Raw genomic sequence first — 25,263 nt, 5'->3', positions numbered from 1 at the left:
CGCCCGGGCGCCTCGCCCGGGCTTTTTTGTGCCAAACGGAACTTTTCGACCCCCTATATCTTGATGCAGACTATAGCGCCGCGCGTCGTTTGGACGCGCAAAGGACGCTGCAGGACTTTGGTTCGGCGCATGATCCTTTCCGAAATCGATTTCGATTGTCGGGTCATGCGCCGAGGCAGCGTGTCTGACCGAGAGGGGACATTTGTTCATGAATATTCTGCTGAAACGCATTCTCGACCGCCTAGTGCGCACCGGCAATCTCAAGGTCACCGGACCGAAAGGCCTCTCCGTGACTTTCGGTGACGGCAGCGGCGATCTGGTGCACATGCACATCAAGACCACGCATGCCGAGCGCGCCATCAGCTTCGATCCGATGCTGGCGGTGCCGGAAGCCTATATGGACGGTGAGCTCGATATACTCGAGGGCGGCGTGCTGGGGGTGATGCGCATCGCCTTCCAGAACATGGACAGCGGCGGCATCGATGCCACCTGGTCGAAGGCGATTGAAGGCCTGCGTCACGCCTTCCGCCGCCTGCAGCAGATCAACACGGCGGCGCGAGCGCGCCGCAACGTGCAGCGCCATTATGATCTGTCAGGCGACCTCTACAGACTCTTCCTCGACGAGGACATGCAGTATTCCTGCGCCTACTTCGAGCAGCCGGACATGACGCTCGACGAGGCGCAGGCAGCCAAGAAGCGCCACATTGCCGCCAAGCTCAGGCTGAAGGCCGGCCAGACGGTGCTCGACATCGGCTCCGGCTGGGGTGGGCTCGGTCTCTATCTCGCCAAGTCCTTCGACGTCGACGTGCAAGGCGTGACGTTGTCGACCGAGCAGCATGGCGTCGCCACCGACCGCGCCCATGCGCAAGGCCTGGAAAACCGCGTGCATTTCGAAGTGAGGGATTACCGCGAGCTCAACGAGCGCTTCGACCGCGTCGTCTCGGTCGGCATGTTCGAGCATGTCGGCGTCAACCACTACCGCACCTTCTTCGACAAATCGGCGACGCTCTTGAAGCCGGACGGCGTCATGCTGCTGCACACGATCGGCCGCTCCGGCGCGCCGTGGGCAACCAGCGCCTTCATCCGCAAATACATTTTCCCGGGCGGCTACGTCCCCTCGCTCTCGGAAGTGATGCCGGCGATCGAAAAGTCGGGCCTCATCGTCACCGACATCGAAGTCCTGCGGCTACATTATGCCGAGACGCTGAGACATTGGAGCGAGCGCTTTGCCGCCAACCGCGACAAGGCCAAGGCGATCTATGACGAACGGTTTTGCCGCATGTGGGAGTTCTATCTGGCAGCCTCGGAAGCCGCTTTCCGCTGGCAGGATCTGGTGGTCTTCCAAATCCAGATCGCCAAGAAGAACGACACGCTGCCGATGTCTCGTGACTATATGGCCAAATGCGAGAAGGCGTTGCAGCTGCGCGACATGGGGCATCGTCCAAAAGCCCCTGCCGCCAAGCCCGCCCGGCGCCGCAAGGTGGCGGATATGGAATAGACCGCCGGCGATCACGCCATTGCCGCTTGCCATTGGCGGCCCACACGCTGAAAAAGGTCTCGCCGTCGCCGCGAGACTTTTTTCATGACCTATCTCATCTACATCGTTGCTGCCCTTGCCGAGATCGCCGGCTGCTTTTCGATCTGGGCGTGGTGGCGGCTGGAAAAGTCGCCGCTATGGCTGGCGCCAGGCCTGGTCTCGCTCGCTTTGTTCGGCTTCCTGCTGGCGCTGGTAGACATCAGTGCTGCGGGCCGCGCCTATGCCGCCTATGGCGGCATCTACATCGCCGCCTCGCTCGGATGGCTGTGGCTGGTGGAAGGCGTGCGCCCCGACCGCTGGGACCTTGCCGGTTCCGCGCTCTGCATCGTTGGCGCCTCGGTGATCCTGCTCGCACCTCGGGGTGCCTGAGCTATGGAACTGCCTATCCCGCTTCGACAGGGCGTCGAACGCCTCCTCGAAAAAGTGCCGCTGCCGACGCTGAAACAAGCGGCAAAAACGCTGTCGGACCGCTATCGCGCCGAACTGCGCGACGGCCGCCTGCATATGGCCGAGGAGATCGCGGTCAAGGCCTATCTGGCGACGCGGCTGCCGGCGACCTATGCCGCTGTCCGTGCCAGTCTCGATGCGGTCAGCGAGGCAAGGCCCGATCATGCACCCAAAACCCTGCTCGACGTCGGCGCCGGCCCCGGCACCGTGCTTTGGGCTGCGCTCGATCTCTGGCCCGACCTCGAGCAGGCGGTGCTGATCGAGGCGAGCGCGGCGGTGCGCCGGGTCGGCGCGGCGCTTGCCGCCGAGGCGATGACGGCCAGGGTCGCCTGGCTGGCCGGCGATGTCAGCCTCGATCTCGCCGATCTCAAGCCGGCCGAGCTGGTCACCTGCGCCTATGTGCTGGACGAGATCGGACCGGTGTCGCTGCCAAAACTGATGGACCGGCTCTGGCACCTGACCGACGACACGCTGCTGGTCGTCGAGCCGGGCACGCCGGCCGGATGGCAGCGCATCCTTGCGGTGCGCCGGCAGCTGATCGAGGCGGGCGCGCACGTGCTTGCGCCTTGCCCGCATGCGGCTCCCTGCCCGCTCGTGCCGCCCGACTGGTGCCATTTTTCGCGCCGTGTCGCGCGTTCGCGCCTGCACCGGCTGGCCAAGGACGCCGACGTGCCATGGGAGGACGAGAAATTCATCTATGTCGCTGCCTCCCGCCACGCTGCTGCCCCGCCGCAGGCGCGTGTGATCGCACCGCCGAAATCGGGCTCGGGCAAGGTCCTGCTGAAACTTTGCGAGGAGGACGGCAGCGCCGACGAGAAACTGTTCACCAAACGTGACGGCGATGTGTTCAAGGCCGCGCGGCGACTCGACTGGGGCGACGCACTGCCGGAGTGATTGGCAGCTATTTTCCTGTTTTGTTCTCGCCCGAGAACGACTAGGCTCGCCGTCTTGATTCGAGTCAATCGAGATTCTTTCCACCGAAAAATCTTGGCTGTGAATCGCGGGCACCGAAGCTGATTGAATGAAGACTGATGCAGATAAGTCATCACCGACCTATCCCGTTCTGATATCGAGAGACCGGCATCGAAATCGGGGACGTTATGGCAGAGGCAGCACGAAAATTCGGCGTGGCGGAAACACCGCTCTATCGCGAGGCACCGAACAACATCGAAGCCGAGCAGGCGCTGCTCGGCGCCATCCTCGTCAACAACGACGCCTTCTACCGCGTGTCGGATTTCCTGAAATCCGGCCATTTTTACGAGCCGCTGCACAGAAAGATCTTTGAGGTCGCCGCCGAGCTCATTCGTATGGGCAAGATAGCGACGCCGATCACGCTGAAGACCTTTCTGCCGGCCGACGAGCGGGTCGGCGACATGACGGTTGCGCAATATGTGGTACGGCTGGCCGTCGAGGCGGTCACCGTCGTCAATGCCGCCGACTACGGCCGCGCCATCTATGATCTCGCCACGCGACGCGCCCTGATCACCGTCGGCGAAGACATGGTCAACATCGCCTACGACGCGCCGGTCGACATGTCGCCATCCGAGCAGATCGAGGACGCCGAGCGGCGCCTGTTCGAACTGGCCGAGACCGGCCGCTACGATGGCGGTTTCGAGAGCTTCACCGACGCGGTCAAGACCGCCGTCGACATGGCCAACGCCGCCTATATGCGCGACGGGCACCTGTCGGGCGTCGCCACGGGCCTGCGCGATCTCGACCGCCGCATGGGCGGCCTGCAGCCGTCCGATCTGATCATCATCGCCGGCCGCCCGGGCATGGGCAAGACCTCGCTTGCCACCAACATGGCCTTCAACATCGCCGAAGCCTATGTGCCGGCACAACAGGCCGACGGTTCGTTCAAGGCGGCAAATGGCGGCGTCGTCGGCTTCTTCTCGCTCGAAATGTCGTCGGAACAGCTCGCCACCCGCATCATTTCCGAACAGACCGAAATCCCGTCGTCGAAAATCCGCCGCGGCGAGATCAGCGAAATGGATTTCGAAAAGCTGGTCGCCTGTTCGCAGACCATGCAGAAGATCCCGCTGTTTATCGACCAGACCGGCGGCATCTCGATCGCCCAGCTGTCGGCGCGGGCGCGGCGGCTGAAGCGCCAGCGCGGCCTCGACGTCATCGTCATCGACTATATCCAGCTGATGCAAGGGTCGAGCGCCAAATCCTCGCAGAACCGCGTGCAGGAGATCACCGAGATCACCACCGGCCTGAAAGCGTTGGCCAAGGAGCTTGCCGTGCCGATCATCGCGCTGTCGCAGCTGTCGCGTCAGGTCGAAAGCCGCGACGACAAGCGCCCGCAGCTCTCGGACCTGCGCGAATCGGGTTCGATCGAGCAGGATGCCGACGTGGTGATGTTCGTCTACCGCGAGGAATACTACCTGAAGAACCGCGAGCCGAAGCCGGGCACCGACGAATACATCAAATGGGAACACGAGATGAACGAGATGCGCGGCAAGGCCGAGGTCATCGTCGCCAAGCAGCGCCATGGACCGACCGGCTCGGTCAGCCTCGCCTTCCAGGGCGAGTTCACCCGCTTCTCCGACCTCGCCGAGGAGCATCATATTGCTGAGAGGTTTGAGTAGGTATGGGTAAGCGTTTCAGGTTTTCGGTCCGCCTGACTCTCGTGCTCGTCAGCGCGGCTGTCCTGCCTGACGTCGCTTCCGCTTGTTCAATGCCTGCAAACTGGACGCCACAACGAGCATTTGCTGAGGCGGCCCTGGTGTTCCGAGGCTTGGTGACAGCCACAGAGCTTAGTCCGACAAAGCTTGGAATTGTCGCAGCCGATGAGGGTGATGGTCGGATACTGGTTAACGTTCGCTATGAGACAATGGAGGTGTTCAAGGGCAACCCGGAACCGAATGGTGTGATCTCCACGACCACTTTGATCATGGGAGGATGCGGCGTACCTGTTCTGGCTGGGCAAAATTTCTTGTTTTACGTCGACGCGATTGATGAGGAGACGCGAAAAACGCAGCCTGAGTTTGCAGGCCAAACACAAGGCATGATCTCCATTTACGACAGCCAGATGCTATCGCCCAATCCGCAGTTGCTCGATGAGTCGCTTGCCGAATGTACGCGCTCTCGCCAAGAAACACTGAATTGTATCCGCGCTCGCCAAATCCCGGCCGAAAATGCGGACGTTCTCGATCCGCTTCCCTTCTAAGGTATGCGAGATTTCATGGCTAAATCGCGCGTCCAGTTCATCTGCCAGAATTGCGGTTCGGTGCATCAGCGCTGGGCTGGCAAATGTGATGCCTGCGGCGAGTGGAACACGCTGGTCGAGGAAGGCACGTCCGGCGGCATCGGCTCGGGCCCGGCCAATACCCGCAATGCGCGCAAGGGCCGCGCCGTGGTGCTCACGACTTTGTCCGGCGACATCGAGGACGCGCCGCGCATCGTTTCCGGCATCGGCGAGCTCGACCGCGCCACCGGCGGCGGTTTCGTGCGCGGCTCGGCCCTGCTGGTCGGCGGCGATCCCGGCATCGGCAAGTCGACGCTGTTGACCCAGGCCGCCGCAGCACTGGCGTCCAAGGGCCACCGCATCGTCTACGTCTCGGGCGAAGAGGCGGTCGCCCAGATCAGGCTGCGTGCGCAGCGGCTCGGCGTCGCCGATACTCCGGTGGAGCTTGCCGCCGAGACCAATGTCGAGGACATCCTCGCCACCATCGCCGACGGCAAGCGGCCGGACCTGGTGATCCTCGATTCGATCCAGACGTTGTGGACCGACATGGCCGATTCGGCGCCCGGCACCGTCACCCAGGTGCGTGCCGCCGCCCAGGCGATGATCCGCTATGCCAAATCCACAGGCGCGGCGATCGTGCTTGTGGGCCACGTCACCAAGGAAGGCCAGATCGCCGGGCCGCGTGTCGTCGAGCATATGGTCGACGCGGTGCTTTATTTCGAGGGCGAAGGCGGCCACCACTACCGCATCCTGCGCACGGTCAAGAACCGCTTCGGACCGACCGACGAGATCGGCGTGTTCGAAATGTCTGATATGGGCCTGCGCGAGGTCGCCAATCCATCCGAGCTTTTTCTCGGCGAACGCCATGCGAAAGCGCCGGGCGCCGCGGTTTTCGCCGGCATGGAAGGCACCAGACCGGTGCTGGTCGAGATCCAGGCGCTGGTGGCGCCGTCGTCGCTGGGCACGCCGCGTCGAGCCGTCGTCGGCTGGGACGGTGCCCGGCTGTCGATGATCCTCGCCGTTCTCGAAGCCCATTGCGGGGTCCGCTTTGGCACGCATGACGTCTATCTCAACGTCGCCGGCGGCTACCGTATCTCGGAGCCGGCCGCCGATCTGGCGGTGGCGGCCGCACTGGTTTCCTCGCTCACCGGTCTTGCCCTTCCCGCCGATTGCGTCTATTTCGGCGAAATCAGCCTTTCGGGCGCCGTGAGGCCGGTTGCGCACGCGCAGCAGCGCCTGAAGGAAGCCGAAAAGCTGGGTTTTGGAAGCGCGGTTCTGCCCTTGGGCAGCGAGGAACTTGCCGGGGGGATAGGGGCCGGCGCTTTCCAGCCCACCGAGCTTGCCGATCTCGTGGCGCGCATAGCCGGCTCACGGCGCAGCCGCGCCGACGAGCAAGAATGACGCGGCTCATGAAGTGGGGCAAAAGACATGCCGATTACGCTGCTTGACGGAATTCTCGTCGGCTTCACCTTGGTCTCGGCGATGCTCGCCATGGTTCGCGGCTTTTCGCGCGAGGTCCTATCCGTCATCTCCTGGATAGCGGCGGCCGCGGCAGCGTTCTTTTTCTATCAACCGGTCCTGCCTTACGTTCAGCCCCATGTCGACAATGAGAAGATTGCCATGGTGGTGGCCGCCGGCATCGTCTTCATCGTCGCGCTGATCGTCGTCTCGATCATCACCATGAAGCTCGCCGACTGGATCATCGATTCCAGGGTCGGCGCGCTCGACCGCACGCTTGGTTTCCTCTATGGCGCGGCGCGCGGCATCCTGGTCGTCGCGGTGGCCCTGCTGTTCTTCAACTGGCTGGCCGGCCCCAAGGCTCCGGGCTGGGTCGCCGATGCCAAGTCGCGGCCGCTGCTCGAATCGATCGGCGCCAAGCTCGAAAGCCTGCTGCCCGAGGATCCGGAAAACGCGATCCTCAACAGGCTCAATCCGAATCAGCCGGCACCCGAGACCGGCGCCGAGACACCTCCGGCAGCGGATGCACCCGCGGCGGACGCACCGGCAACTGGCGACGATGCTCCGGCGCCCGACGGCAGCGAAACCGACGCGCCACCGGCCGACAATGCACCGGCCAATCCGGCGCCGGCAAACTGACGATCATGTGAAGGCCGCAAACTCTACGTTGCTCTCGAGCCGTCATCACACTATATAGCGACTTTAGCGGAGCTGAAGATGGCAGACGCAGACGACGTGCTTTCCGCCGAGGCTGACGATCATTTCCATGACGAATGCGGCGTGTTCGGTATTTTTGGCCGGCAGGACGCTGCGGCTATCGTCACGCTCGGCCTGCATGCGTTGCAGCACCGCGGCCAGGAAGCGGCCGGTATCGTTTCCTATGACGGCACCCAGTTCCATGTCGAACATCATGTCGGCCTGATCGGCGATACGTTCACCAAACAGCGCGTCATCGACAGCCTGCAAGGCAACCGCGCCATCGGCCACACGCGCTACGCCACCACCGGCGGCGCCGGCCAGCGCAACATCCAGCCGTTTTTCGCCGAGCTCGCCGATGGCGGCTTCGCCGTCGCCCACAACGGCAACCTCACCAACGCCATGACGGTGCAGCGCGCGCTTCAGAAACAGGGCGCGATCTTCTCGTCGACCTCCGACACCGAGACACTGCTGCATCTGGTCGCCACCAGCAGGGAACGCGATCTCAACTCGCGCTTCATCGATGCGGTGCGCCAGGTCGAAGGTGCCTTCTCGTTGGTGGCGATGACTTCAAAGAAGATGATCGGCTGCCGCGATCCGCTCGGCATCCGGCCGCTGGTGCTCGGCGATCTCGACGGCGCCTGGATCCTGGCTTCCGAAACCTGCGCGCTCGACATCATCGGCGCGCGTTTCGTGCGCGACCTGAAGCCCGGCGAGATGGTCGTCGTCACCGCCAAAGGCATAGAGAGCCTGTTTCCGTTCGAGCCGCAGAAGACCCGCTTCTGCATCTTCGAATATGTTTATTTCGCGCGTCCGGATTCGTCGGTCGAGGGCCGCAACGTTTACGAGGTGCGCAAGCGCATCGGCGCTGAGCTGGCGCTCGAAAGCCCGGTCGAGGCCGACATTGTCGTGCCGGTGCCGGACAGCGGCACTCCGGCGGCGATCGGCTTTTCGCAGGCCGCGGGCATCCCGTTCGAGCTCGGCATTATCCGCAATCACTATGTCGGCCGCACCTTCATCCAGCCCGGCGATTCGATCCGCCACATGGGCGTCAAGCTCAAGCATAACGCCAACCGCCGCATGATCGAAGGCAAGCGCGTGGTGCTGGTCGACGATTCGATCGTGCGCGGCACCACCAGCCAGAAGATCGTGCAGATGGTGCGCGATGCCGGCGCCAAGGAAGTGCACATGCGCATCGCCTCGCCGCCGACGCGCGCTTCCTGTTTCTACGGCGTCGATACGCCGGAGAAGTCGAAGCTGCTGGCGTCGCGCATGTCGGTGGAAGAGATGGCCGAGTTCATCCGCGTCGATTCGCTCGGTTTCCTGTCGATCGACGGGCTCTACCGCGCCGTCGGCGAGGCCGGCCGCGACAATGAGCAGCCGCAATTCTGCGACGCCTGCTTCACCGGGCAATATCCGACCCGGCTTGCCGATTTCGAAGGTTCGGACAATGTGCGCACGCTGTCGCTGCTGGCGGCGGGCGGGGCGTAGGATTGCCGGAACACCAATTGCCTTCCCGAGTTTCACGCCTACTCACGGAGGCCCTCGCATGATCCCCACCCCTGGCCTCGACCTTTCCGGCCGCGTCGCAGTCGTCACCGGCGCCTCGCGCGGCATCGGCTACTTCATCGCCCTGGAACTTGCCGCAGCTGGAGCCCACGTCATCGCGGTTGCCCGCACCGTCGGCGGACTGGAGGATCTCGACGACCAGATCAAGGCAACGGGCGGACAGGCGACCCTGGTGCCGCTCGACCTCGCCGATATGGCCGGCATCGACCGGCTGGGCGGCGCCATCCATGAGCGATGGGGCAAGCTCGACATCCTGGTCGCCAATGCGGCGGTGCTCGGCGTCATCTCGCCGATCGGCCATGTCGAGGCCAAGACTTTCGAGAAAGTCATGACCATCAACGTTACCTCGACATGGCGGCTGATCCGCTCGGTCGACCCGTTGCTCAGGCTCTCCGACGCAGGCCGTGCCATCGTGCTTTCCTCCAATGCCGCCCATTCGGCGCGGGCCTTCTGGGCGCCCTACGCGGCGTCGAAGGCGGCAGTCGAGACCATGATGCGTTCCTGGGCGCATGAGACGGAAAACCTGGCCCTCAGGGTCAATGCCGCCGATCCCGGCGCCACCCGCACCGCCATGCGTGCGCAGGCGGTGCCCGGTGAGGATCCGGAGACGCTGCCGCATCCTTCAGAGATCGCCAAACGCATCGTGCCGCTGGCCAGCCCGGCGCTTAAGGAAACCGGGCTGATCTTCCAGGCCAAGCACAACCGCTTTGTTGCCTACCGGCAGCCGGAGTAGATGCATCGCGCATTTCGACGGAAGAATTGCGCCGCCGCCGACGTTATTGGAATGCCAGATTTTCCGAAACGGAGGACCACTATGCGCAGACTGCTTCTCGTCACCGCCGCTGCATCGCTGGCAGCCATCGGCGTCGCATCCTCGCAGGACGCGACGATGAGCTTCTTCGTCACCAGCGTCGGCTCGGGCAAGGGCGCCGATCTCGGCGGCCTCGCGGGCGCCGATGCGCATTGCGCCTCGCTGGCTGAAGCCGCGGGCGTTGCGGGCAAGACATGGCGCGCCTATCTCTCGACCAGCGACACCGATGCGCGCGATCGCATTGGCACGGGACCGTGGTTCAACGCCAAGGGCGTCAAGATTGCCGACGATGTCGCTTCGCTGCATAGCGATGCCAACGCCATCACCAAGCAGACGGCGCTCAACGAAAAGGGCGAAGTGGTCAACGGCCGCAGCGACAAGCCCAACCGGCACGACGTGCTGACCGGCTCCAAGCCCGACGGCACGAAAATTGCCGACCAGACCTGCGGCGACTGGACGCTCAGCGGAGCGGAAGGTGCGGTAATGACGGGCCATCACGACCGCACCGGTCTCGACGATTCGGCCGCCGCCAAATCGTGGAATTCCTCTCACGCTTCACGCGGCGGCTGCAGTCAGGAGGCACTGAGGAGCACCGGCGGCGACGGCCTGTTCTACTGCTTTGCCGTAAACTGAGCCGGCCCAACAAATGCAGGACATCACGCGGCTGTGGCGACCCACCGCGCCCGGCCGAGCTTTCGTCGGTTGCCCAGAATTGATAGGATCGCCCGACTCCCACAACAAACGAGGAATCCCATGGCGGCTCCGAGCGTAGCGCTGGTCTGGTATCTGGTGATTGCCGGCCCGCAAGGCGGCATGGTGGTGCTGCCCAGCACGTTCGACACTCGCGAACAGTGCGCCTTCGCCGTCACCGAATATCAGAAGCAGCCAACGCCGGCCGGCTGGTCGGTGCAGTGCGTGCCGAGCGCCTCGCCGTTCGCCGACGAGGGCGAAAGCGAGTAGCCGGCGGCGCGCGTTCAGCGCTGAGCGCTGACCGTCAGTTCCGGCCTCGTATTGATGGTCTGAAACACTACGCAATAGCGTTCGGTCAGCTTGAGCAGTGTGTCGACGCGCTCTTGTGGCTCGTCGCTGTCGAGGTTGAAATCCAGCCGGATGGCGCGGAAGCCGACCGGCGCATCTTTTGCCACGCCTAAGGTGCCGCGAAAATCGAGATCGCCTTCGGCCTCCACGGTGGCGGCGCCGAGTTTGAACTCCAGCGCCGTCGCCACTGCCTTTAGCGTTACGCCAGCGCAAGCGACCAGCGCCTCCAGCAGCATGTCGCCCGAGCACAGTTCGAGCCCGGAACCGCCAGTAGCCGGATGCAGACCGGCAACGGCGAGCGCCCTGCCGGTCTCGACCTTGCAGGCGATCGACTGGTCGTCGACCGAGCCCTTGGCCCGAAGCGTGATCAGCGCGCGCGATGCGTCGTCGCGATACGCCTCCTTGAGCGGCGCCTGCATGGCCTTCAGTCCGGTGGTGTCCATGTCCAACCCTTTTCGGCAGTCATTTTCATCGCTCGTCACGATACTCGAATAGAACCGGTACGGCCTAAACCTTGATTTCACGACATTTGGATCGGAGTGACAAGCTGTCCAGACATTGCTGCGTCGTTAGACTTGATGCCTTTCATGCGGCCTGGGGCCGACACGCGATGACGCCGTCCGTTTGCGCCCGCACCTCGGGTGAGGCCAGGCAGGTGGCGACGGCCTCGTAGCCGGGAGTGCCGGGGTACCGGGCGACGTACGTTGGCGGGCTGTGATTGGCGGGGCAGAGGATGATCGCTTCGTCGGTGCCGACAGCCGCCAGGTCGAGTATCGCGCAGGAGCGCGTGAGCAGAAAAAGCGGTCGACCGCCGGGGCCGCGGCGACGCAAATGGGCAATCAGGGCTTCTTGCGAGGCTTGATCCAGCCCCTGTTCGATCATGTCGACGACCAGGATGGCCGGACCTTCGGCTTCCAATCCGACGAGTAGAGCGATCATTGCGTCGGACACCGCGGCACCGTCCTCGACGAGCCAGGCCAGCGTCTGATCGACCCGCGACCTGAGAGCGGGGTCGGCGTCCACACGAGCCAGAGCCGCCGCACAGCCATTCGCCAGTCGATCCAAGCCAAGGAAGGCGGCGTCAGGCAATGTCTCGGCCAGGCGCTGAGCCAGCCGGGTCTTGCCACTGCCCAGCGGGCCGATGATGTAGTTCAGCGGTCGGATCTGTCCCAGTTCGAACCGCTCGCCTCCCCAAGGCCAGGGAAGGTCGAAAGCGACGCTGAGCGTAGCCTCTGGCGCCAGCAGCGCGCCAGTTCCCCGGCGCTTGGCGCTTCGCCTCGCGCGAGGTCGTCCCGCAGGCTACCGATCTTCTCTATTACGCCGACAAGCTGGCGCAGCCGGCTCTCGAGTACTGCCTGGTGTGCGGCCAAGGCCGGCTCCATGCCCCGGGAGTCACCCTCCATCACCCGCGCCAGCTGGGCCAGGCTGAAGCCAAGCGCGCGCAGGGCCGCGATCTCGGCGGCGCGGCTCATTTCGACAGGACCGTAGGCGCGCCATCCGGCCGCAGTGCGGATCGGAGCGATCAGGCCGCGCTGCTCATAAAGCCGCAGGGCCTTGGCCGACACCCCGAGCCGGCCGGCGGCTTCGGAAGCGTTCAGGCACTGGGCGGAAGAGTTCATGAATCACCTTGTTGCTGTCGACCGCCTTTCTATCGGGGCTGACCCTGGGGCTGAGTCAACAGGGATGTTCGCGGTCCGCAGGAGCCGTGGGAGAGGCAAGACCACTTCGTGTCGAACTGACACATCGGCTTTGATGAGATGAATCGACTTGCAAAAGGGCTTTTCCGCAGCGGCTGCAGGATACGGCACCCCCTGCTGACAGTACGATGTCAGGACAGGGCAGCATAGTCTGGTGACATGACCGGATTCCCAACCATGCCTGACACCGCCGCCGAGCGCACCCTTGGCATCATCCTGGTTTCGGCGTCGGCAGCCGTCTTCGGCCTCACCGGCGTGCTAACCAAATCGATCCATGCCGATCCGCTGACCATCACCTGCTGGCGGGGCTTCGTTGGGTCGATCCTGATCACCCTCTATGTGCTTTGGCGGCGCCGTCAATCCGGTGGGCGTGAAAGCCTGCGCCTCGGCTGGCGCGGCTGGCTGTTGGCGAGCGAGGGCGCGCTAGCCAGCATCGCCTTCATCTCGGCGTTCAAGTTCACCTTCGTCGCCAATGTTGCGATCATCTACGCCACTGCGCCCTTCGTCACCGCGCTGCTTGCCTTCATTCTGGTTCGTGAGCGCTTCCGGCTGCAGACGCTTGCCGCCGCCGCCGTGTCGCTCAGCGGCGTGGCGATCATGGTCTGGTCCGGCTTCGGCGCCGGCCATCTGTTCGGCGACGGGCTGGCGCTGCTGATGACAATCGGCAGCGCGCTCTACATGATCATGGTGCGCGCTTTCCGCGACACGCCGGTGGTGTGGGCCGGGGCGGTGTCGGCATTCCTTTTGTTCGTGCTCGGTTGGTCCGTCACCGATCCATTGGCCGTCTCGGCCAGGGACGCAGTGTTGCTCGTCGCCTTCGGCACGTCGTTCGCGCTGGCCTCTATTCTGTGGACGGAGGGCGCGCGGCTCATTCCGGCTGCCGAATCCGGCCTGCTGGGCTCGGCTGAAGTACCGTTCGCGATCCTGTTCGCCTTCCTGTTCCTGGCCGAGGTCCCGCCAGCCGCCAGCATGATCGGCGGCGCCATCGTGCTCTGCGCGGTGTTCGCCCATGGCGGGCGCGACTGGCAAGCGGCCAGGCAGCGCTCTGCCTGAGAAAAATTTGCCCCCGAAAATAAAACTGCGGGTGCAAATAAATTAGCAAGGTCATGGAACCATCAACAGGTTCAGGCATTGTTGGCTTTGACGGGTCATCCAAGTCCCCCCAAACCCCTCGGCCCGTCTAACCTATAGCCGATCGCAAGGTCGGCTTTTTCTTTTGCGAAATCAGCTGGGTGCGCCTGGCAAGGCAAGGTTGCCGCTGAACAGCGCAGCCAGATCCTGGGCCGGGGGCTCGGCATCCTGGCGCAGCCGGATGGCGAACTCGGCGATGGGAACCTGAGGCAGGCCAAAGTCGCGCGGTGCCTCGACGATGCCGGAATGGGCAAAGCGCGCCGTCCGCAGCGTCAGAGCGATGCCGGCATTCACCGCCGTACGCAGCCCGGCCAGGCTGGCACTGCCGGCGGCGATGCGGTAGCGGCGGCCTGCCCTGTCGAGTGCCGCGATCGCCGCTTCGCGAAAGCCGCAATGCGGATCGAGCAGCGCCAGCGGCAGTTCGTCCTGGCGTGTGGCCAAGCCTCTTTGCGAACAGAGCCACATCATCGGCTCGCGGAGCACGCCGATCTCGTCCGGCGCCGGAGCCTGTCGCATGGCGACCATCAGATCGAGGGTGCCGGTTTGCAGTGCCTCGGCCAATTCGGCGGAGCGGCCGACGCGCAGTTCGATCCTGACGCGCGGATAGCTCGCGGCAAAGGCCCTGAGCAGCTCTGGGAGGCCGCTGTCGGCGAAATCTTGTGTCGTGCCGATCGCCACGCGCCCATCCGCTCGCACGCCCTTGAGGGCCAGCCACGCTTCGCGATGCACAGCAAGGATGCGCCGCGCATGACCGACCAGATCCTCGCCCGCCGGCGTCAGGACGCGCCCTCTTCCCTGCGGCACCAGAAGTGGTTCGCCGACACTATCCTCAAGCCGCTGCATCTGCGTGGTCACCGCCGACGCCGAGCGCCCGACAAATGACGCCGCCTGCGCCAGCGAGCCGCTATCGACGAAGGCGAGAAAGGTTTTGAGGAGGTCGGGGTCGAGCATAATTCGATAGTATCAAAGTTTTTTCTGAAAACCATTCGATATTCATAACGCAAGAGCGATGGCAATGATCTCCGACGGCGAAGAGACGCCGCGTAACCCGAGGAGAGAAATTATGCCGATCATCAGTGTCAGCGTCACGGGCAAGCCCGATGCCGCTTTGTCCGCCGCCATCGCCAGGCAGGTGACCGAACTGACCGCCACGCATTTGCGCAAGGATGCGACGATCACAGCGGTGGCCATTTCCTACCATGACCCCGAGCACTGGTTCGCCGGCGGCAAGTCGTTGGCCGAGCATGACGCCAACAGTTTCTGGCTCGACATCAAGGTGGTCGACGGCACCAACACCAAGCTTGAGCTGGAGGCCTATCTCAAGGCGCTCTTCCTTGGCTTTGGCAGCCTGCTGGGCAAGGTGCATGAGGAGAGCTATGCCTTCGTGCATGAAGTCCCGGCCGCCGCCTATGGCTATGGTGGCAAGACACAGGAATTCCGCTTCATCAGCGGGAGATTGAAGGCGGCGTGATCCGCCCCCATCAATCCAGGCTCATGCCGCAGGCGCTTTCTCTGCCGCAAGGAAACATAGACACCGCACTTTTCATGGCCGGCCAGGCCAGTAATGCGAAGGTACCGCACCTCCGCATTGACGTTGAGCCCACTTCGTCTAGGTTCTCATCGAAGCGGTCAGGAAGAGCCGCGAGGTTAAAATCTGTTGGGAGAGACGCGGCATGATCCTGACACTGGCGCTGCTTGCGGGTCTCGTCGCGGCCTGGCTGCTGATCGGCGTGGTTGAAAAATTCCGCCTCGGCCTGCGCTTCACGCAGGCGCTGCTCTATGTGCCGTTCAAGCTCGCCTACCGGATTGCCGACGATCGTATCAAGATCGCCCGCAGAACAGCCGCCCCGGTCATTTACGTCATTTCGCACCAGTCGCGCCTCGAACCGGCGCTGATGCTGTCACTGCTGCCGGAAGACACGCTGCACATCCTCGACGGGGTCTCGGCGCGATCGCCCTGGCTCGAACCATGGCGCGAGCTTGGCCGCACTATCGCTTTCAACGCTGAGCATGTCTTCGTCAGCCGCCGGCTGGTGCGGGTGCTGAAGGGCAAGGGCCGCCTTGCCGTCTATCTGCCGGATGCGGTGGAGCCTGATATCAAGACATTTCGCCTGTTTCGCGCCGTCACCCGCATCGCCATGCAGGCCGATGCCCGCATCGTGCCGATCTTCGTCGCCGGCGCGCGCACTCTGCCGGTATCGCTGACTGCGGCGGACAAGGCGCCCCGGCGCTGGTTTCCGCTCCTGTCGATCAGCGTGCTGGAGCCGATGACCATCGCCGAGCTGGTGGCGCGAAACCCTGATCAGTCCTCGAACACCAATACGCTGTTCGACCGTTTCGCCGAAGCCCGGCTTTTCGGCAGCGATCTTGACCGCGGCCTGTTCCTCGCCATACGCGACGCCGCCGACCGAGTCGGCGCCTCGCATCCTATCGTCGAAGACGTGGTCAGCGGCACGCTGGATTACAGAAAGCTGTTCATCGGCGCGCGGGTGCTGGGCCGCCGCTTCGAGGCGGTGACGGCGCCGAATGAAGCGGTTGGAGTGCTGCTGCCCAACGCCAACGGTGTCGTGCTGTCACTCGTTGGCCTGTTGTCGGCGAGCCGGGTGGCGGCGATGATCAACTACACCGCAGGCCCGGCCAGCGTCACCGCCGCCGTGCGCACGGCGGAGATCCGCACCGTGGTCTCGTCGCGCGCCTTTGTCGACAAGGCCAGCCTCGCTGACATCGTCGCGGCGGTAGAGGAAGGCGGCGCCAGGCTGTTGTGGCTGGAGGATGTGCGGGCCAGCGTAACCGTACTGGACAAGCTCGCCGCCGCCTTGCTGTGGCGCTGGCCGCTGCAGCCGCAGAATGCGGCCAAACCAGCGGTGATCCTGTTCACCTCAGGCTCGGAAGGCACGCCGAAGGCGGTGGTCCTGTCGCACAGAAATCTTCTCGCCAACGCCATGCAGGCTGAGGCCCGCATCACCATCTCGCCGGCCGACATCCTGCTCAACGTGCTGCCGGTGTTCCACTCGTTCGGGCTCACCGGCGGCACCATCCTGCCGCTGGTCACCGGCGTGAAACTGTTCCTCTACCCCTCGCCGCTGCACTACAAGCTGATCCCCGAGATCGCCCGCAAGGCAAGGCCGACGGTCATGTTCGGCACCGACACGTTCCTCGCCAACTATGCGCGCACCGCCAAGGACGGCGATTTCTCCAGCCTGCGCTTCATCGTCGCCGGCGCCGAGGCGGTGAAACCGGAGACGCGCCGCGTCTACCGGGAGCGCTTCCAGGCCGAGATCATCGAGGGTTTCGGGCTGACCGAGGCAGCGCCCGTCGTTGCCGTCAACACCGCCATCCACGGCCGCGACGGCACGGTCGGGCGACTGTTGCCGGGCATGCGCATGAAGCTCGAGTCGGTCGAGGGCATCAGCGGCGCCGGACGGTTATTGCTCAAGGGGCCGAATTTGATGATGGGCTACATGACCTCAGATCGGCCCGGGGAATTGCAGCCGCTCGACGGCTGGCACGATACCGGCGACATTGTTTCTGTCGACCGCGAGGGCTTCATTACCATTCGCGGCCGGGCCAAGCGCTTCGCCAAGATCGCCGGCGAGATGGTGTCGCTGGGCGCGGTCGAGATGCTGGTGCAGTCGCTGTGGCCGGAAGAGCACCACGCTGTGGTCGCGGTGCCGGACAAGCGCCGCGGCGAGCGTATCGTGCTGGTCACCACCGCCGATGACGCCGACCCCGATGAATTGCGCAAATTCGGCAGACAAGCCGGCGCCGCCGATCTGATGGTGCCGAACGACATCGTCAAGGTCGAGGAAATCCCGGTGCTGGGCTCTGGCAAGACCGACTACGTCTCGACCCGCAAACTGGCGATTGACCGACTGGGGCTCAGCGCGGCGGCCTAGCGCCTAAAGCGCGTCGCGTCTGGAGGGATTTATGCGACGCGCTTTAAGTTCTTGCTTGAATGCATCTCGTTGTCCCAAAACCGCTGCGCACCTTCGGGTCAGGCCCGAGGGCATGCTTTTGGGCGACATGCATTAGAGGACCACCACCGACAACAGCAGGATGAACCCGACCGCCATCATCAGCAGGCCCGGCCAGTTCTGCGACAGGCCGAGGAAACCGAGGCCGCGCCGCCGCGGCTCAAGTGTCGGGCCTGGCGTTGCAAGATTTGGCGTCGAGCGATCCGGCGCCGCGCGAGCAGGCGCCGGATCGCTGAGCCGCCCACGCCAAAGGGCTGCGCCGGCCATATACACAATGCCAGCGACAATGAGCAACGCGCCAATGAGGACGACAGCCATTTCTCCTCACTCTTCTTCAAGCTCCTGCGCCTGGGACAGCAGCTTCAAGGACTGATAGCGAGGCGTTCGCGACGTCGCTCGCCTCGCCCGCTGAGACAGAACGGTCAAGACGCCGGCAGGTTCCCGCTAGAGCGGGATGCGTCCGACTTGAACTAGTTGAACTATCAGCGAATTGGCGACAGATCTGTCAGCCGAAGTCCGAAGGCGGCACCTTCTCGCCTTCGCGCTTGGCGCGCCTGGAATAGGCGCGGATGCTGAGCGGCAGGAAGAGCAGATAGCCGGCAACCGACGCCGTCAGCGTGTACCAGGGATAGGTCATCAACAGCAGGATGTAGAGGACGACACCGAGGATGATCGGCAGCACCTTGTCGCCCGGGACTTTCAGGCTTTTTCCGGAATAGACCGGCAGCCGGCTGACCAGCAGGAAGGCTATCAGAACGGTGAAACCGGCGGCGATGAAGGCGGCAGGGCGGGACGGCTCCACACCAAGCCGCAGGAAGTACAGGTAAAGCGGCAGCATCACCAGCACGGCGCCCGCCGGCGCCGGCACGCCGACGAAATACTCGGTCTGCCACTGCGGGCGATCAGTTTCTTCGTCGAGCACGTTGTAGCGAGCGAGTCTCAGCCCGCAGGCGATGGTGAACAGCAGCGCGGCAATCCAGCCCGGCGAGCCGGCCTGGTCGAGCAGGAAGGCATAGAGCACCAGCGCGGGTGCTACGCCGAAATTGACGATGTCGGCCAGCGAATCCATCTGCGCGCCGAATTTGGACGTCGCCTTCAGCATGCGTGCCAGACGGCCGTCGATGCCGTCGAGGAAGGCGGCCAGCAGCACCATCACCACTGCCGGCTCGAAACGGCCTTCGAAGCCGAAGCGGATGCCCGAGAGGCCGGCGCAGATGGCGAGCACTGTGACAAGATTGGGCAGCACCATGCGCATCGGAATTTCACGGATGCGCGGGCCGCCGCTGCCATGCGCCTCGAATTTTTTGAACGGCGCGCCCACGGCTCAGGACACCCGCACGAGCGGCGTTGCGGCAACGCCGCCGAATTCGGCCAGTATGGTTTCACCGCCGACTGCAGTCTGGCCGACGGCGACACGCGGCGTTGCGGTCGACGGCAGGAACACATCGACGCGCGAGCCGAAGCGGATCAGCCCGAAGCGCTCGCCGATGCCGATCGTGCCGCCGGTCTCGGCCCAGCAGACGATGCGCCGCGCCACCAGGCCGGCGATCTGCACCGCGGCCACCGTGCCGTTCGGGCTGTCGATGACCAGGCCATTGCGCTCGTTGTCGGCACTCGCCTTGTCAAGTGCGGCGTTGAGGAACTGGCCGGGCCGATGCTCTATCCTTGTGATGCGGCCGCGCACCGGAGCCCGGTTCACGTGGCAGGAGAAGACGTCCATGAACACCGAGATGCGGGTCATCTCGCCGCCCCCGAGGCCAAGTTCGCGCGGTGGCACTGCCGGACCGACCGCCGTGATGATGCCGTCGGCCGGGCTCACCACCAGCCGGTCGTCGACCGGCGTGACGCGCTCGGGATCGCGGAAGAAATAGACGCACCAGGCCGTCAGGATGAGGCAGACCCAGAACAGGATCGAAGAGAAATAGCCGAGGAAAAGCGTCACCGCTGCGAAGGCGGCGATAAACGGATAGCCTTCGCGATGGATCGGAACCAACGTTTTCTTGATCGTGTCGACGAGGTCCATGGAATGGAAACAGCCTAGTTTCAGGTCCGGCCTCAATAGCGGAAACACCCTGTGGCCGCAACGCGACAATGAGGGAACGCCGGATCCGGCGTTCTCGTCCGCATTAGCCGATCGCGGGCGTTGGAAGGGGTCCAATGAGCCTGTCCAAAAAAGCATGACTGGTGTCGGGGCGAACCGGCCTCATGCGTCCTTGGAGATACGGGCCTTGTCAAAGCGCCCGCCGAACGAAAGCTGGAGGCAACAAATGCTGTCACGGAAATCAGCAGCAAAGGAAGCGCGGGTCGTGATGAACGGTCTGGCGTTCGGCGAATCGCCGCGCTGGCATGGGATCTGCAACTGGGGAACCGGCCAGATCATCGCCGTCGATTCCGACGGCAACAGTGAGGTCATGCTCACCGTGCCGGCCACCCTGCCCTATTCGGTCGACTGGCTGCCGGACGGTCGCCTGGTCGTCGTCTGCGGGCGTGAGGGCTTGGTGCTGCGGCAGGAAGCAGACGGGACGCTGGTCACCCACGCCGATCTGCGACACCTCTCACGGAACGCCTGGAACGAGATCGTCGTCGACGGGCGCGGCAACATCTACGTCAATGGCGGTGGGCCAGCGCCGGTTCCCGGCCAGCATTTCGGCCCCGGCACCATCGTGCTGATTGCACCGGACGGGTCGGTGCGGCAGGTGGCGGACAAGATCGCCTTCGCCAATGGGATGGCGGTGTCGTCTGACAACAAGACGTTGATCGTCGCCGAGTCCCACGCCAACAGGCTGACCGCCTTCGACATCGCCGCCGATGGCGGCCTTGCCAACCGGCGGCGATGGGCCGACCTCGGCAACGGCTTTCCCGACGGCATCTGCCTCGATGCCGAAGGCGCCATCTGGTATGCCGACGTCCCCAACCGGCACTGCGTGCGGGTGCGCGAGGGCGGGGCGATGCTCGACAGTGTCGATGCCGATCGCGGCTGCTTTGCCTGCATGCTCGGCGGCGCCGACGGCAAGACGCTGTTCATCGTCGCCGCCGAATGGCGCGGCTTCGAGCACATGATCAGCGATGCGCGCACCGGCCAGGTGCTCAGCATCGAAGCTTCCGCGCCGGGCGCTGGCTGGCCGTAGGGGCTACGACACCTCGGAGGGGCGGCGGCGGACGACAACGCCGAACTCGTCGCGCTCGCGAGCAATGCGCAACCGCTCCTCGGCCTCGGTTGCCTCACGCTGGCGATCCCACATCGACGCGTACAGGCCGGCCTTGCGCATCAAGGCGGCATGCGTGCCGCGCTCGGCGATCTGGCCGTCCTGCAGCACGATGATCTCGTCGGCCGAAATCACCGTCGACAGCCGGTGGGCGATGACGATGGTGGTGCGACCCTTGCTGACTAGGTCGAGTGCCGCCTGGATCTCCTGTTCGGTATGGCTGTCGAGAGCCGAGGTCGCCTCGTCGAGCATCAGGATCGGCGGCGCCTTCAAAATGGTGCGGGCGATTGCCACGCGCTGCTTCTCACCGCCGGACAATTTCAGTCCGCGCTCTCCGACCATCGAACGGTAGCCGTCGGGCAGCCGCTCGATGAACGGCCCGATCTGGGCGAGTTCTGCCGCCTTGCGCACATCCTCCTCGCTGGCATCGACGCGGCCGTAGCGGATGTTGTAGGCGATGGTGTCGTTGAACAGCACGGTGTCCTGCGGCACCATGCCGATCGCCGCGCGCAAGCTCTGCTGAGTCACGTCGCGAATGTCCTGGCCGTCGATCAGAATCTTGCCGCCCTGGATGTCGTAAAAGCGGAACAGCAGCCGCGAAATGGTCGACTTGCCGGCGCCCGATGGCCCGACAATGGCAACCGTCTTGCCGGCCGGCACTTCGAAGCTGATGCCTTTCAGGATCTTGCGGTTGGGATCGTAGGAAAACTGCACGTCGCGGAACTCGACCTTGCCGGAGCCGACGACCAGCGGCTTGGCCCCCGGCTTGTCGACGATCTCCTGCGGCACATCCAGCAGACCGAACATCTGCTCGATGTCGGTCAGGCCCTGGCGGATTTCGCGATAGATGAAGCCGATGAAGTTGAGTGGCACCGAAAGCTGGATCAGCATGGCGTTGATGAACACGAAGTCGCCAACCGTCTGCGTGCCGGCCTGCACCTCCAGCGCCGAAAGGCACATGACGATAACCGTTCCGAGACCGAAGATGACGCCCTGGCCGAAGTTCAGCCAGCCGAGCGAGGTCCATATCCTGGTGGCAGCGGTCTCGTAGCGCGCCATCGAACGGTCGAAGCGCTCGGCTTCCATGCCCTCGTTGTTGAAATATTTGACCGTCTCGAAATTGAGCAGCGAGTCGATCGCCTTGGTGCTGGCATCGGTGTCGCTGTCGTTCATGTCGCGGCGAATGACGATGCGCCAGTCGCTCGCCCTGATGGTGAACCAGATATAGAGCCAGACCGTCACCGCCACCACAGCCACGTACTTCCAGCCATAGGTGACCGCGAAGATGCCGGCTGTCAGCGCGAATTCGAGGATGGTCGGCAAGGTGTTGAGCACGGTGAAGCGGACGATCGTCTCGATGCCCTTGGTGCCGCGCTCGATGATGCGCGACAGGCCGCCGGTGCGGCGCTCGAGATGGAAGCGCAGCGACAATCGATGCATGTGGATGAAAGTGCGGAAGGCGAGTTGGCGCACCGCGTATTGTCCGACGCGGGCAAACAGCGCGTCGCGCAGCTGGTTGAAACCGAGTTGCACCAGCCGCACGACATTGTAGGCGATGACCAGCATGACTGGCGCCAGCATGAAGGCCGGCAGCGGCGGCGCCGACTTGGCGTCACCAGCCAGCGCATCGGTCGCCCATTTGAAGAAGTAGGGACCGGCAACCAGCGTCAGCTTGGCGACGACCAGAAGCACGGTCGCCCACACCACCCTCGCCCGCAAATCGGCACGGTCGGCCGGCCACATATAGGGCCAAAGATTGCGCAATGTCTTGAAGGTCGAGCCAGAATCGGCGGAGACGGTTTTTTCGGCCATTTTATCGCCTTTTCGTATTTCTTATTGCTTGACCACGATCTTTTCCGAAAACCGGCTTCCACTTTTCGCTGAGACGGTCCTTCGGTTCGGGATGATGGTCTAGCGGCCGGAGCAGCACGAATTGACCAGAGCGGCCAGCGATGCGGAAACATCTTCGAGCGCATCGCTGTCGACTTCATAGCGCGAGCGTTGCCGATCCGGCTGGTAGCGGACGAGCCCGGCTTCGACCAGTATCTTCAGGTGCTGCGAAACGGTGGACTGCGCTAGGTCGAGATGGTCGACGACCTCGCGGCAGCAGCAGGAGCGGCTGGCCGAAAGGTGCCGGAGAATTTCGATCCGGGCCGGATGCGAAAGCGCGGCGAGCTTCGCGGCGACGGCCTGGCTGTCGGCGAAGCCGCAGGTCTTCTCGGTCAAGGGAGCGTTCATCGTCTATCGGCGATAGACGATGAATGAACTTTCCGCAAGAGCCCGCTAGAGAAGAAAAGGATTTCTAGTTGGCCTTTGTCGGGGCCGTCGTCATCTGGTCGCCCATCGCCTTGAGGTTGGCGGCTTCGCCTTCCTGCGATTTTCCGGGGACCTTGAACACCTGCCCCGGCCAGATGCGGTCGGGATTCCTGATCTGATCCTGATTGGCGAGGTAGATGGTCGAGTAGCGAACGCCTTGGCCGTAGACGCGCCGCGAAATCCGCCACAGCGTATCGCGGCGGCGGATGATAACGGCGCTGTCGGCGTGTTCGAGCTTCGGCGCCGCGGTCTCGGGCACTCCGGTCGGGGGCGTCGCAGCCGCCATATCGGCTGGCGCCTCGGCCGCGGGCGCCGCAGGCGTGGTTGTCGGCGCGGCCGGCTTTGCCTCGGCAGGCGCCACGGCGGCGATCGACTCGCCCGGCTCGCGCTCGAACGGCACGGCGGCACGGGCCACCACCTTGACCCCGTCGGCATCGAGCGCGTCGACGTGGATCGTGTAGGTGCCGACCGGAATGTTGCGCGTCGCCTCGACCAGGAAATGGCCGTCGGGCGAAGTCTTCGCGTCGCCGAGCAAGATATCGTTGGCATAGGCGCGCACCTTGCGGCCGGGGTCGGCGAGGCCGGCGACGAAGATCTTGTTGCCGTCGATCTCGATCGCTTCGACGACGACCTTTGGCCCTGCAGCTGGTGTCGCTGGTGCGGCCGGCCCGCCCGGAGCGGGCGCGGGGACGGCTTCGACGGTGGCCGGCGCGGTGGCAGCCGGTGCGGCTGGTGCTGCGGCAGCGGGGTCCCCGGCAGCGGAGTCCTCGGAAGCCGGGGCGGCCGCCTTGTCGCCGGCAGGCGGCGATTCAGGCTTTGTCTCGGGTGAAGGAACGGTGAGCAATTCGGAGGCCTTGCCCGGCTCCTCGATCATCGCCAGCACCTGGCCAGCAGGACTCTTGGGAATCGAGACGATAGCCGTCTGCGCCGAGGGGGTCACGACATTGCCGGTCATCGAGCGCAGCGCGATCGTGTAATCGCCGGGTTTCAGCGCATCGTCGAGAACGATGGCAAAAGCGCCATCGGCACCGGCGACCGTCGAGCCGAGAACCGTCGAACCGTTGAGAATCTCGACCTTGGCGTTGGGTGCGGCTTTGCCGGCGACGACAATAGAGCCCTTGATCTCGACCCGAACGATGTCGAAAGTCGGCGCAATCGCATCGGCCGCCGCCGGCGCTGCCGGTGCCATCGCACCAGCGGCAGGCGCCGGCGGCGGCGGTGCATCGGTCACTGGTTCGGCCGGCGTCTCCACCGGCGGCGTCAGCGATGCCACTCCCGCCGGCGGCGTGCGAGTGAGATACGGATCGAGCGCGCCCGACACATAGGCGGTTCCCGCCGCGGCGACGGAGCCGCCGACGACGAACAAAAACGCCTTCAAAGGATTAATTGCCATATTTCCCTGCCCTTAGCCACCTAATGCGGTCTAGCCTGTTTTGCCCAAGGCGACAAGAACAAGGGGGGCCGACAGGAAAAAGGGCCGACACGAATAAACGGGGCCGACAAGAAAAAACCCGCCCGGGCTTGACCGCGAATAAAGACCCAATCACCAATCATCTCATGAACACGATTCGATCCATCTGCGTCTATTGCGGCTCGTCGCCGGGCCGCGATGTAACCTATGCCAAGGCCGGACACCTGCTTGGGCGTTCGATCGCCAAGTCCGGCCTGCGTCTGATCTATGGCGGCGGCACCAGGGGCATCATGGGAGCCGTCGCCGAGGGCGCAATGCGGGCCGGCGGCAAGGTGACGGGGATCATTCCGCGCTTCCTGATCAACAGGGAGGCCACCGAAACCGCGCTTGACCGGCTTGACGAGCTCGTCATCACCGAAAACATGCACGAGCGCAAACATACGATGTTCGAGAAATCCGACGCGTTTGTGGCGCTTCCGGGCGGCATCGGCACTGTCGAGGAAATCATCGAGATCATGACCTGGGGCCAGCTCGGCCATCATCGCAAGCCGATCGTCTTCGGCAACGTTGGAGGATTCTGGGACCCGATGCTGGCGCTGCTCGACCATATGATGGCCGAAGGCTTCATCCACACCGCGCAGCGGGTCAGGCCGCTGGTGGTCGACGATCCGGAAGCGATCGTCGCTGCCATCATGGTCGCGGGATCGTCGGTCGACGCACCGACCGAAGGCGTGCAGTCGGTGATCGACAAGCTTTAGGGTATAGTGGAGTATGTAGTGCAT

General features: G+C 64.2%; 26 protein-coding genes. 16 read left to right on the top strand and 10 right to left on the bottom strand.

Annotated features, from left to right (window positions below; all coding sequences use genetic code 11):
* The first annotated feature begins 208 nt into the window (after positions 1–208).
* From AC0L28_RS11225 to AC0L28_RS11175, 11 genes are all read left to right on the top strand, one after another.
* Positions 209–1,498, top strand: a complete 1,290-nt coding sequence (locus tag AC0L28_RS11225; protein ID WP_128169261.1) for an SAM-dependent methyltransferase — start codon at positions 209–211, stop codon at positions 1,496–1,498.
* An 84-nt stretch (positions 1,499–1,582) separates the two neighbouring features.
* Complete coding sequence (locus AC0L28_RS11220; protein ID WP_091590534.1) at positions 1,583–1,906, top strand: YnfA family protein; 324 nt, start codon at positions 1,583–1,585, stop codon at positions 1,904–1,906.
* A 3-nt stretch (positions 1,907–1,909) separates the two neighbouring features.
* Positions 1,910–2,878, top strand: a complete 969-nt coding sequence (locus AC0L28_RS11215; protein WP_473477406.1) for a small ribosomal subunit Rsm22 family protein — start codon at positions 1,910–1,912, stop codon at positions 2,876–2,878.
* A gap of 206 nt (positions 2,879–3,084) precedes the next feature.
* Positions 3,085–4,575 carry a replicative DNA helicase gene (locus AC0L28_RS11210; protein ID WP_023800713.1) on the top strand — a complete coding sequence of 497 codons (1,491 nt, stop codon included), beginning with the start codon at positions 3,085–3,087 and terminating at the stop codon, positions 4,573–4,575.
* A gap of 2 nt (positions 4,576–4,577) precedes the next feature.
* Positions 4,578–5,156, top strand: coding sequence for a hypothetical protein (locus AC0L28_RS11205; RefSeq protein WP_473477404.1), 579 nt, complete (start codon positions 4,578–4,580; stop codon positions 5,154–5,156).
* 15 nt (positions 5,157–5,171) lie between these two features.
* Positions 5,172–6,575, top strand: coding sequence for a DNA repair protein RadA (gene radA / locus AC0L28_RS11200; RefSeq protein WP_023800715.1), 1,404 nt, complete (start codon positions 5,172–5,174; stop codon positions 6,573–6,575).
* A 27-nt stretch (positions 6,576–6,602) separates the two neighbouring features.
* Positions 6,603–7,271: a CvpA family protein gene (locus AC0L28_RS11195; protein WP_473477402.1), complete on the top strand. Its 669-nt coding sequence runs from the start codon at positions 6,603–6,605 to the stop codon at positions 7,269–7,271.
* Between the two features lie 78 nt (positions 7,272–7,349).
* A complete protein-coding gene (gene purF / locus AC0L28_RS11190; RefSeq protein ID WP_023800717.1) occupies positions 7,350–8,819 on the top strand; it encodes an amidophosphoribosyltransferase in 1,470 nt (489 codons plus the stop codon).
* Positions 8,820–8,877: 58 nt separating this feature from the next.
* The gene (locus AC0L28_RS11185) at positions 8,878–9,630 is read left to right on the top strand and encodes an SDR family NAD(P)-dependent oxidoreductase (RefSeq protein ID WP_473477400.1); all 753 of its coding nucleotides are present in this window, start codon (positions 8,878–8,880) and stop codon (positions 9,628–9,630) included.
* A gap of 81 nt (positions 9,631–9,711) precedes the next feature.
* On the top strand, positions 9,712–10,341 hold the full coding sequence (locus tag AC0L28_RS11180; RefSeq protein WP_473477398.1) for a hypothetical protein: 630 nt from the start codon (positions 9,712–9,714) through the stop codon (positions 10,339–10,341).
* 120 nt (positions 10,342–10,461) lie between these two features.
* Positions 10,462–10,668: a hypothetical protein gene (locus AC0L28_RS11175; protein WP_091590527.1), complete on the top strand. Its 207-nt coding sequence runs from the start codon at positions 10,462–10,464 to the stop codon at positions 10,666–10,668.
* 14 nt (positions 10,669–10,682) lie between these two features.
* Here AC0L28_RS11175 and AC0L28_RS11170 read toward each other — a convergent pair whose 3' ends face one another.
* From AC0L28_RS11170 to AC0L28_RS11160, 3 genes are all read right to left on the bottom strand, one after another.
* Positions 10,683–11,189 (bottom strand): OsmC family protein, encoded by a 507-nt coding sequence (locus tag AC0L28_RS11170; protein WP_473477395.1) that lies wholly within the window; start codon positions 11,187–11,189, stop codon positions 10,683–10,685.
* A gap of 142 nt (positions 11,190–11,331) precedes the next feature.
* A complete protein-coding gene (locus AC0L28_RS11165) occupies positions 11,332–11,835 on the bottom strand; it encodes a hypothetical protein (protein WP_473477393.1) in 504 nt (167 codons plus the stop codon).
* 62 nt (positions 11,836–11,897) lie between these two features.
* Positions 11,898–12,365 carry a MerR family transcriptional regulator gene (locus tag AC0L28_RS11160; protein WP_473477390.1) on the bottom strand — a complete coding sequence of 156 codons (468 nt, stop codon included), beginning with the start codon at positions 12,363–12,365 and terminating at the stop codon, positions 11,898–11,900.
* A 255-nt stretch (positions 12,366–12,620) separates the two neighbouring features.
* Here AC0L28_RS11160 and AC0L28_RS11155 point away from each other — a divergent pair, with 255 nt between their 5' ends.
* A complete protein-coding gene (locus AC0L28_RS11155; RefSeq protein ID WP_473477388.1) occupies positions 12,621–13,496 on the top strand; it encodes a DMT family transporter in 876 nt (291 codons plus the stop codon).
* Positions 13,497–13,667: 171 nt separating this feature from the next.
* Here the strand turns inward: AC0L28_RS11155 and AC0L28_RS11150 are convergent, their stop codons facing one another.
* Entirely contained in the window at positions 13,668–14,525 is an 858-nt protein-coding gene (locus tag AC0L28_RS11150) for a LysR substrate-binding domain-containing protein (RefSeq protein WP_473477386.1), read from the bottom strand.
* Positions 14,526–14,637: 112 nt separating this feature from the next.
* Here AC0L28_RS11150 and AC0L28_RS11145 point away from each other — a divergent pair, with 112 nt between their 5' ends.
* Both AC0L28_RS11145 and AC0L28_RS11140 read left to right on the top strand, forming a co-directional pair.
* Positions 14,638–15,045, top strand: a complete 408-nt coding sequence (locus AC0L28_RS11145) for a tautomerase family protein (RefSeq protein WP_287260691.1) — start codon at positions 14,638–14,640, stop codon at positions 15,043–15,045.
* A 202-nt stretch (positions 15,046–15,247) separates the two neighbouring features.
* Entirely contained in the window at positions 15,248–17,470 is a 2,223-nt protein-coding gene (locus AC0L28_RS11140) for an AMP-binding protein (protein WP_473477384.1), read from the top strand.
* A gap of 132 nt (positions 17,471–17,602) precedes the next feature.
* Here the strand turns inward: AC0L28_RS11140 and AC0L28_RS11135 are convergent, their stop codons facing one another.
* From AC0L28_RS11135 to AC0L28_RS11125, 3 genes are all read right to left on the bottom strand, one after another.
* Positions 17,603–17,866 carry a hypothetical protein gene (locus tag AC0L28_RS11135; protein ID WP_091590516.1) on the bottom strand — a complete coding sequence of 88 codons (264 nt, stop codon included), beginning with the start codon at positions 17,864–17,866 and terminating at the stop codon, positions 17,603–17,605.
* 187 nt (positions 17,867–18,053) lie between these two features.
* Entirely contained in the window at positions 18,054–18,869 is an 816-nt protein-coding gene (locus AC0L28_RS11130; protein ID WP_023800727.1) for a CDP-alcohol phosphatidyltransferase family protein, read from the bottom strand.
* Between the two features lie 3 nt (positions 18,870–18,872).
* Positions 18,873–19,571 carry a phosphatidylserine decarboxylase gene (locus tag AC0L28_RS11125; protein WP_023800728.1) on the bottom strand — a complete coding sequence of 233 codons (699 nt, stop codon included), beginning with the start codon at positions 19,569–19,571 and terminating at the stop codon, positions 18,873–18,875.
* A 244-nt stretch (positions 19,572–19,815) separates the two neighbouring features.
* Here AC0L28_RS11125 and AC0L28_RS11120 point away from each other — a divergent pair, with 244 nt between their 5' ends.
* Positions 19,816–20,676: an SMP-30/gluconolactonase/LRE family protein gene (locus AC0L28_RS11120; protein WP_473477381.1), complete on the top strand. Its 861-nt coding sequence runs from the start codon at positions 19,816–19,818 to the stop codon at positions 20,674–20,676.
* A gap of 3 nt (positions 20,677–20,679) precedes the next feature.
* On the opposite strand, the gene AC0L28_RS11115 is transcribed toward AC0L28_RS11120, so the two are convergent.
* The 3 genes from AC0L28_RS11115 to AC0L28_RS11105 all read right to left on the bottom strand — a co-directional run bounded on the left by AC0L28_RS11115 (position 20,680) and on the right by AC0L28_RS11105 (position 24,463).
* A complete protein-coding gene (locus AC0L28_RS11115; RefSeq protein WP_091590511.1) occupies positions 20,680–22,566 on the bottom strand; it encodes an ABCB family ABC transporter ATP-binding protein/permease in 1,887 nt (628 codons plus the stop codon).
* A gap of 99 nt (positions 22,567–22,665) precedes the next feature.
* Positions 22,666–22,992: an ArsR/SmtB family transcription factor gene (locus tag AC0L28_RS11110; RefSeq protein ID WP_091590509.1), complete on the bottom strand. Its 327-nt coding sequence runs from the start codon at positions 22,990–22,992 to the stop codon at positions 22,666–22,668.
* A gap of 64 nt (positions 22,993–23,056) precedes the next feature.
* Positions 23,057–24,463: an Ig-like domain-containing protein gene (locus tag AC0L28_RS11105; RefSeq protein ID WP_473477378.1), complete on the bottom strand. Its 1,407-nt coding sequence runs from the start codon at positions 24,461–24,463 to the stop codon at positions 23,057–23,059.
* Between the two features lie 164 nt (positions 24,464–24,627).
* On the opposite strand from AC0L28_RS11105, the gene AC0L28_RS11100 reads away from it, so the two are divergent.
* Positions 24,628–25,239 carry an LOG family protein gene (locus AC0L28_RS11100; protein WP_027152697.1) on the top strand — a complete coding sequence of 204 codons (612 nt, stop codon included), beginning with the start codon at positions 24,628–24,630 and terminating at the stop codon, positions 25,237–25,239.
* Positions 25,240–25,263: the final 24 nt, after the last annotated feature.

Source organism: Mesorhizobium sp. WSM4847 (genome assembly GCF_055811335.1).
This window is presented reverse-complemented; position numbering and strand designations above follow the sequence as displayed.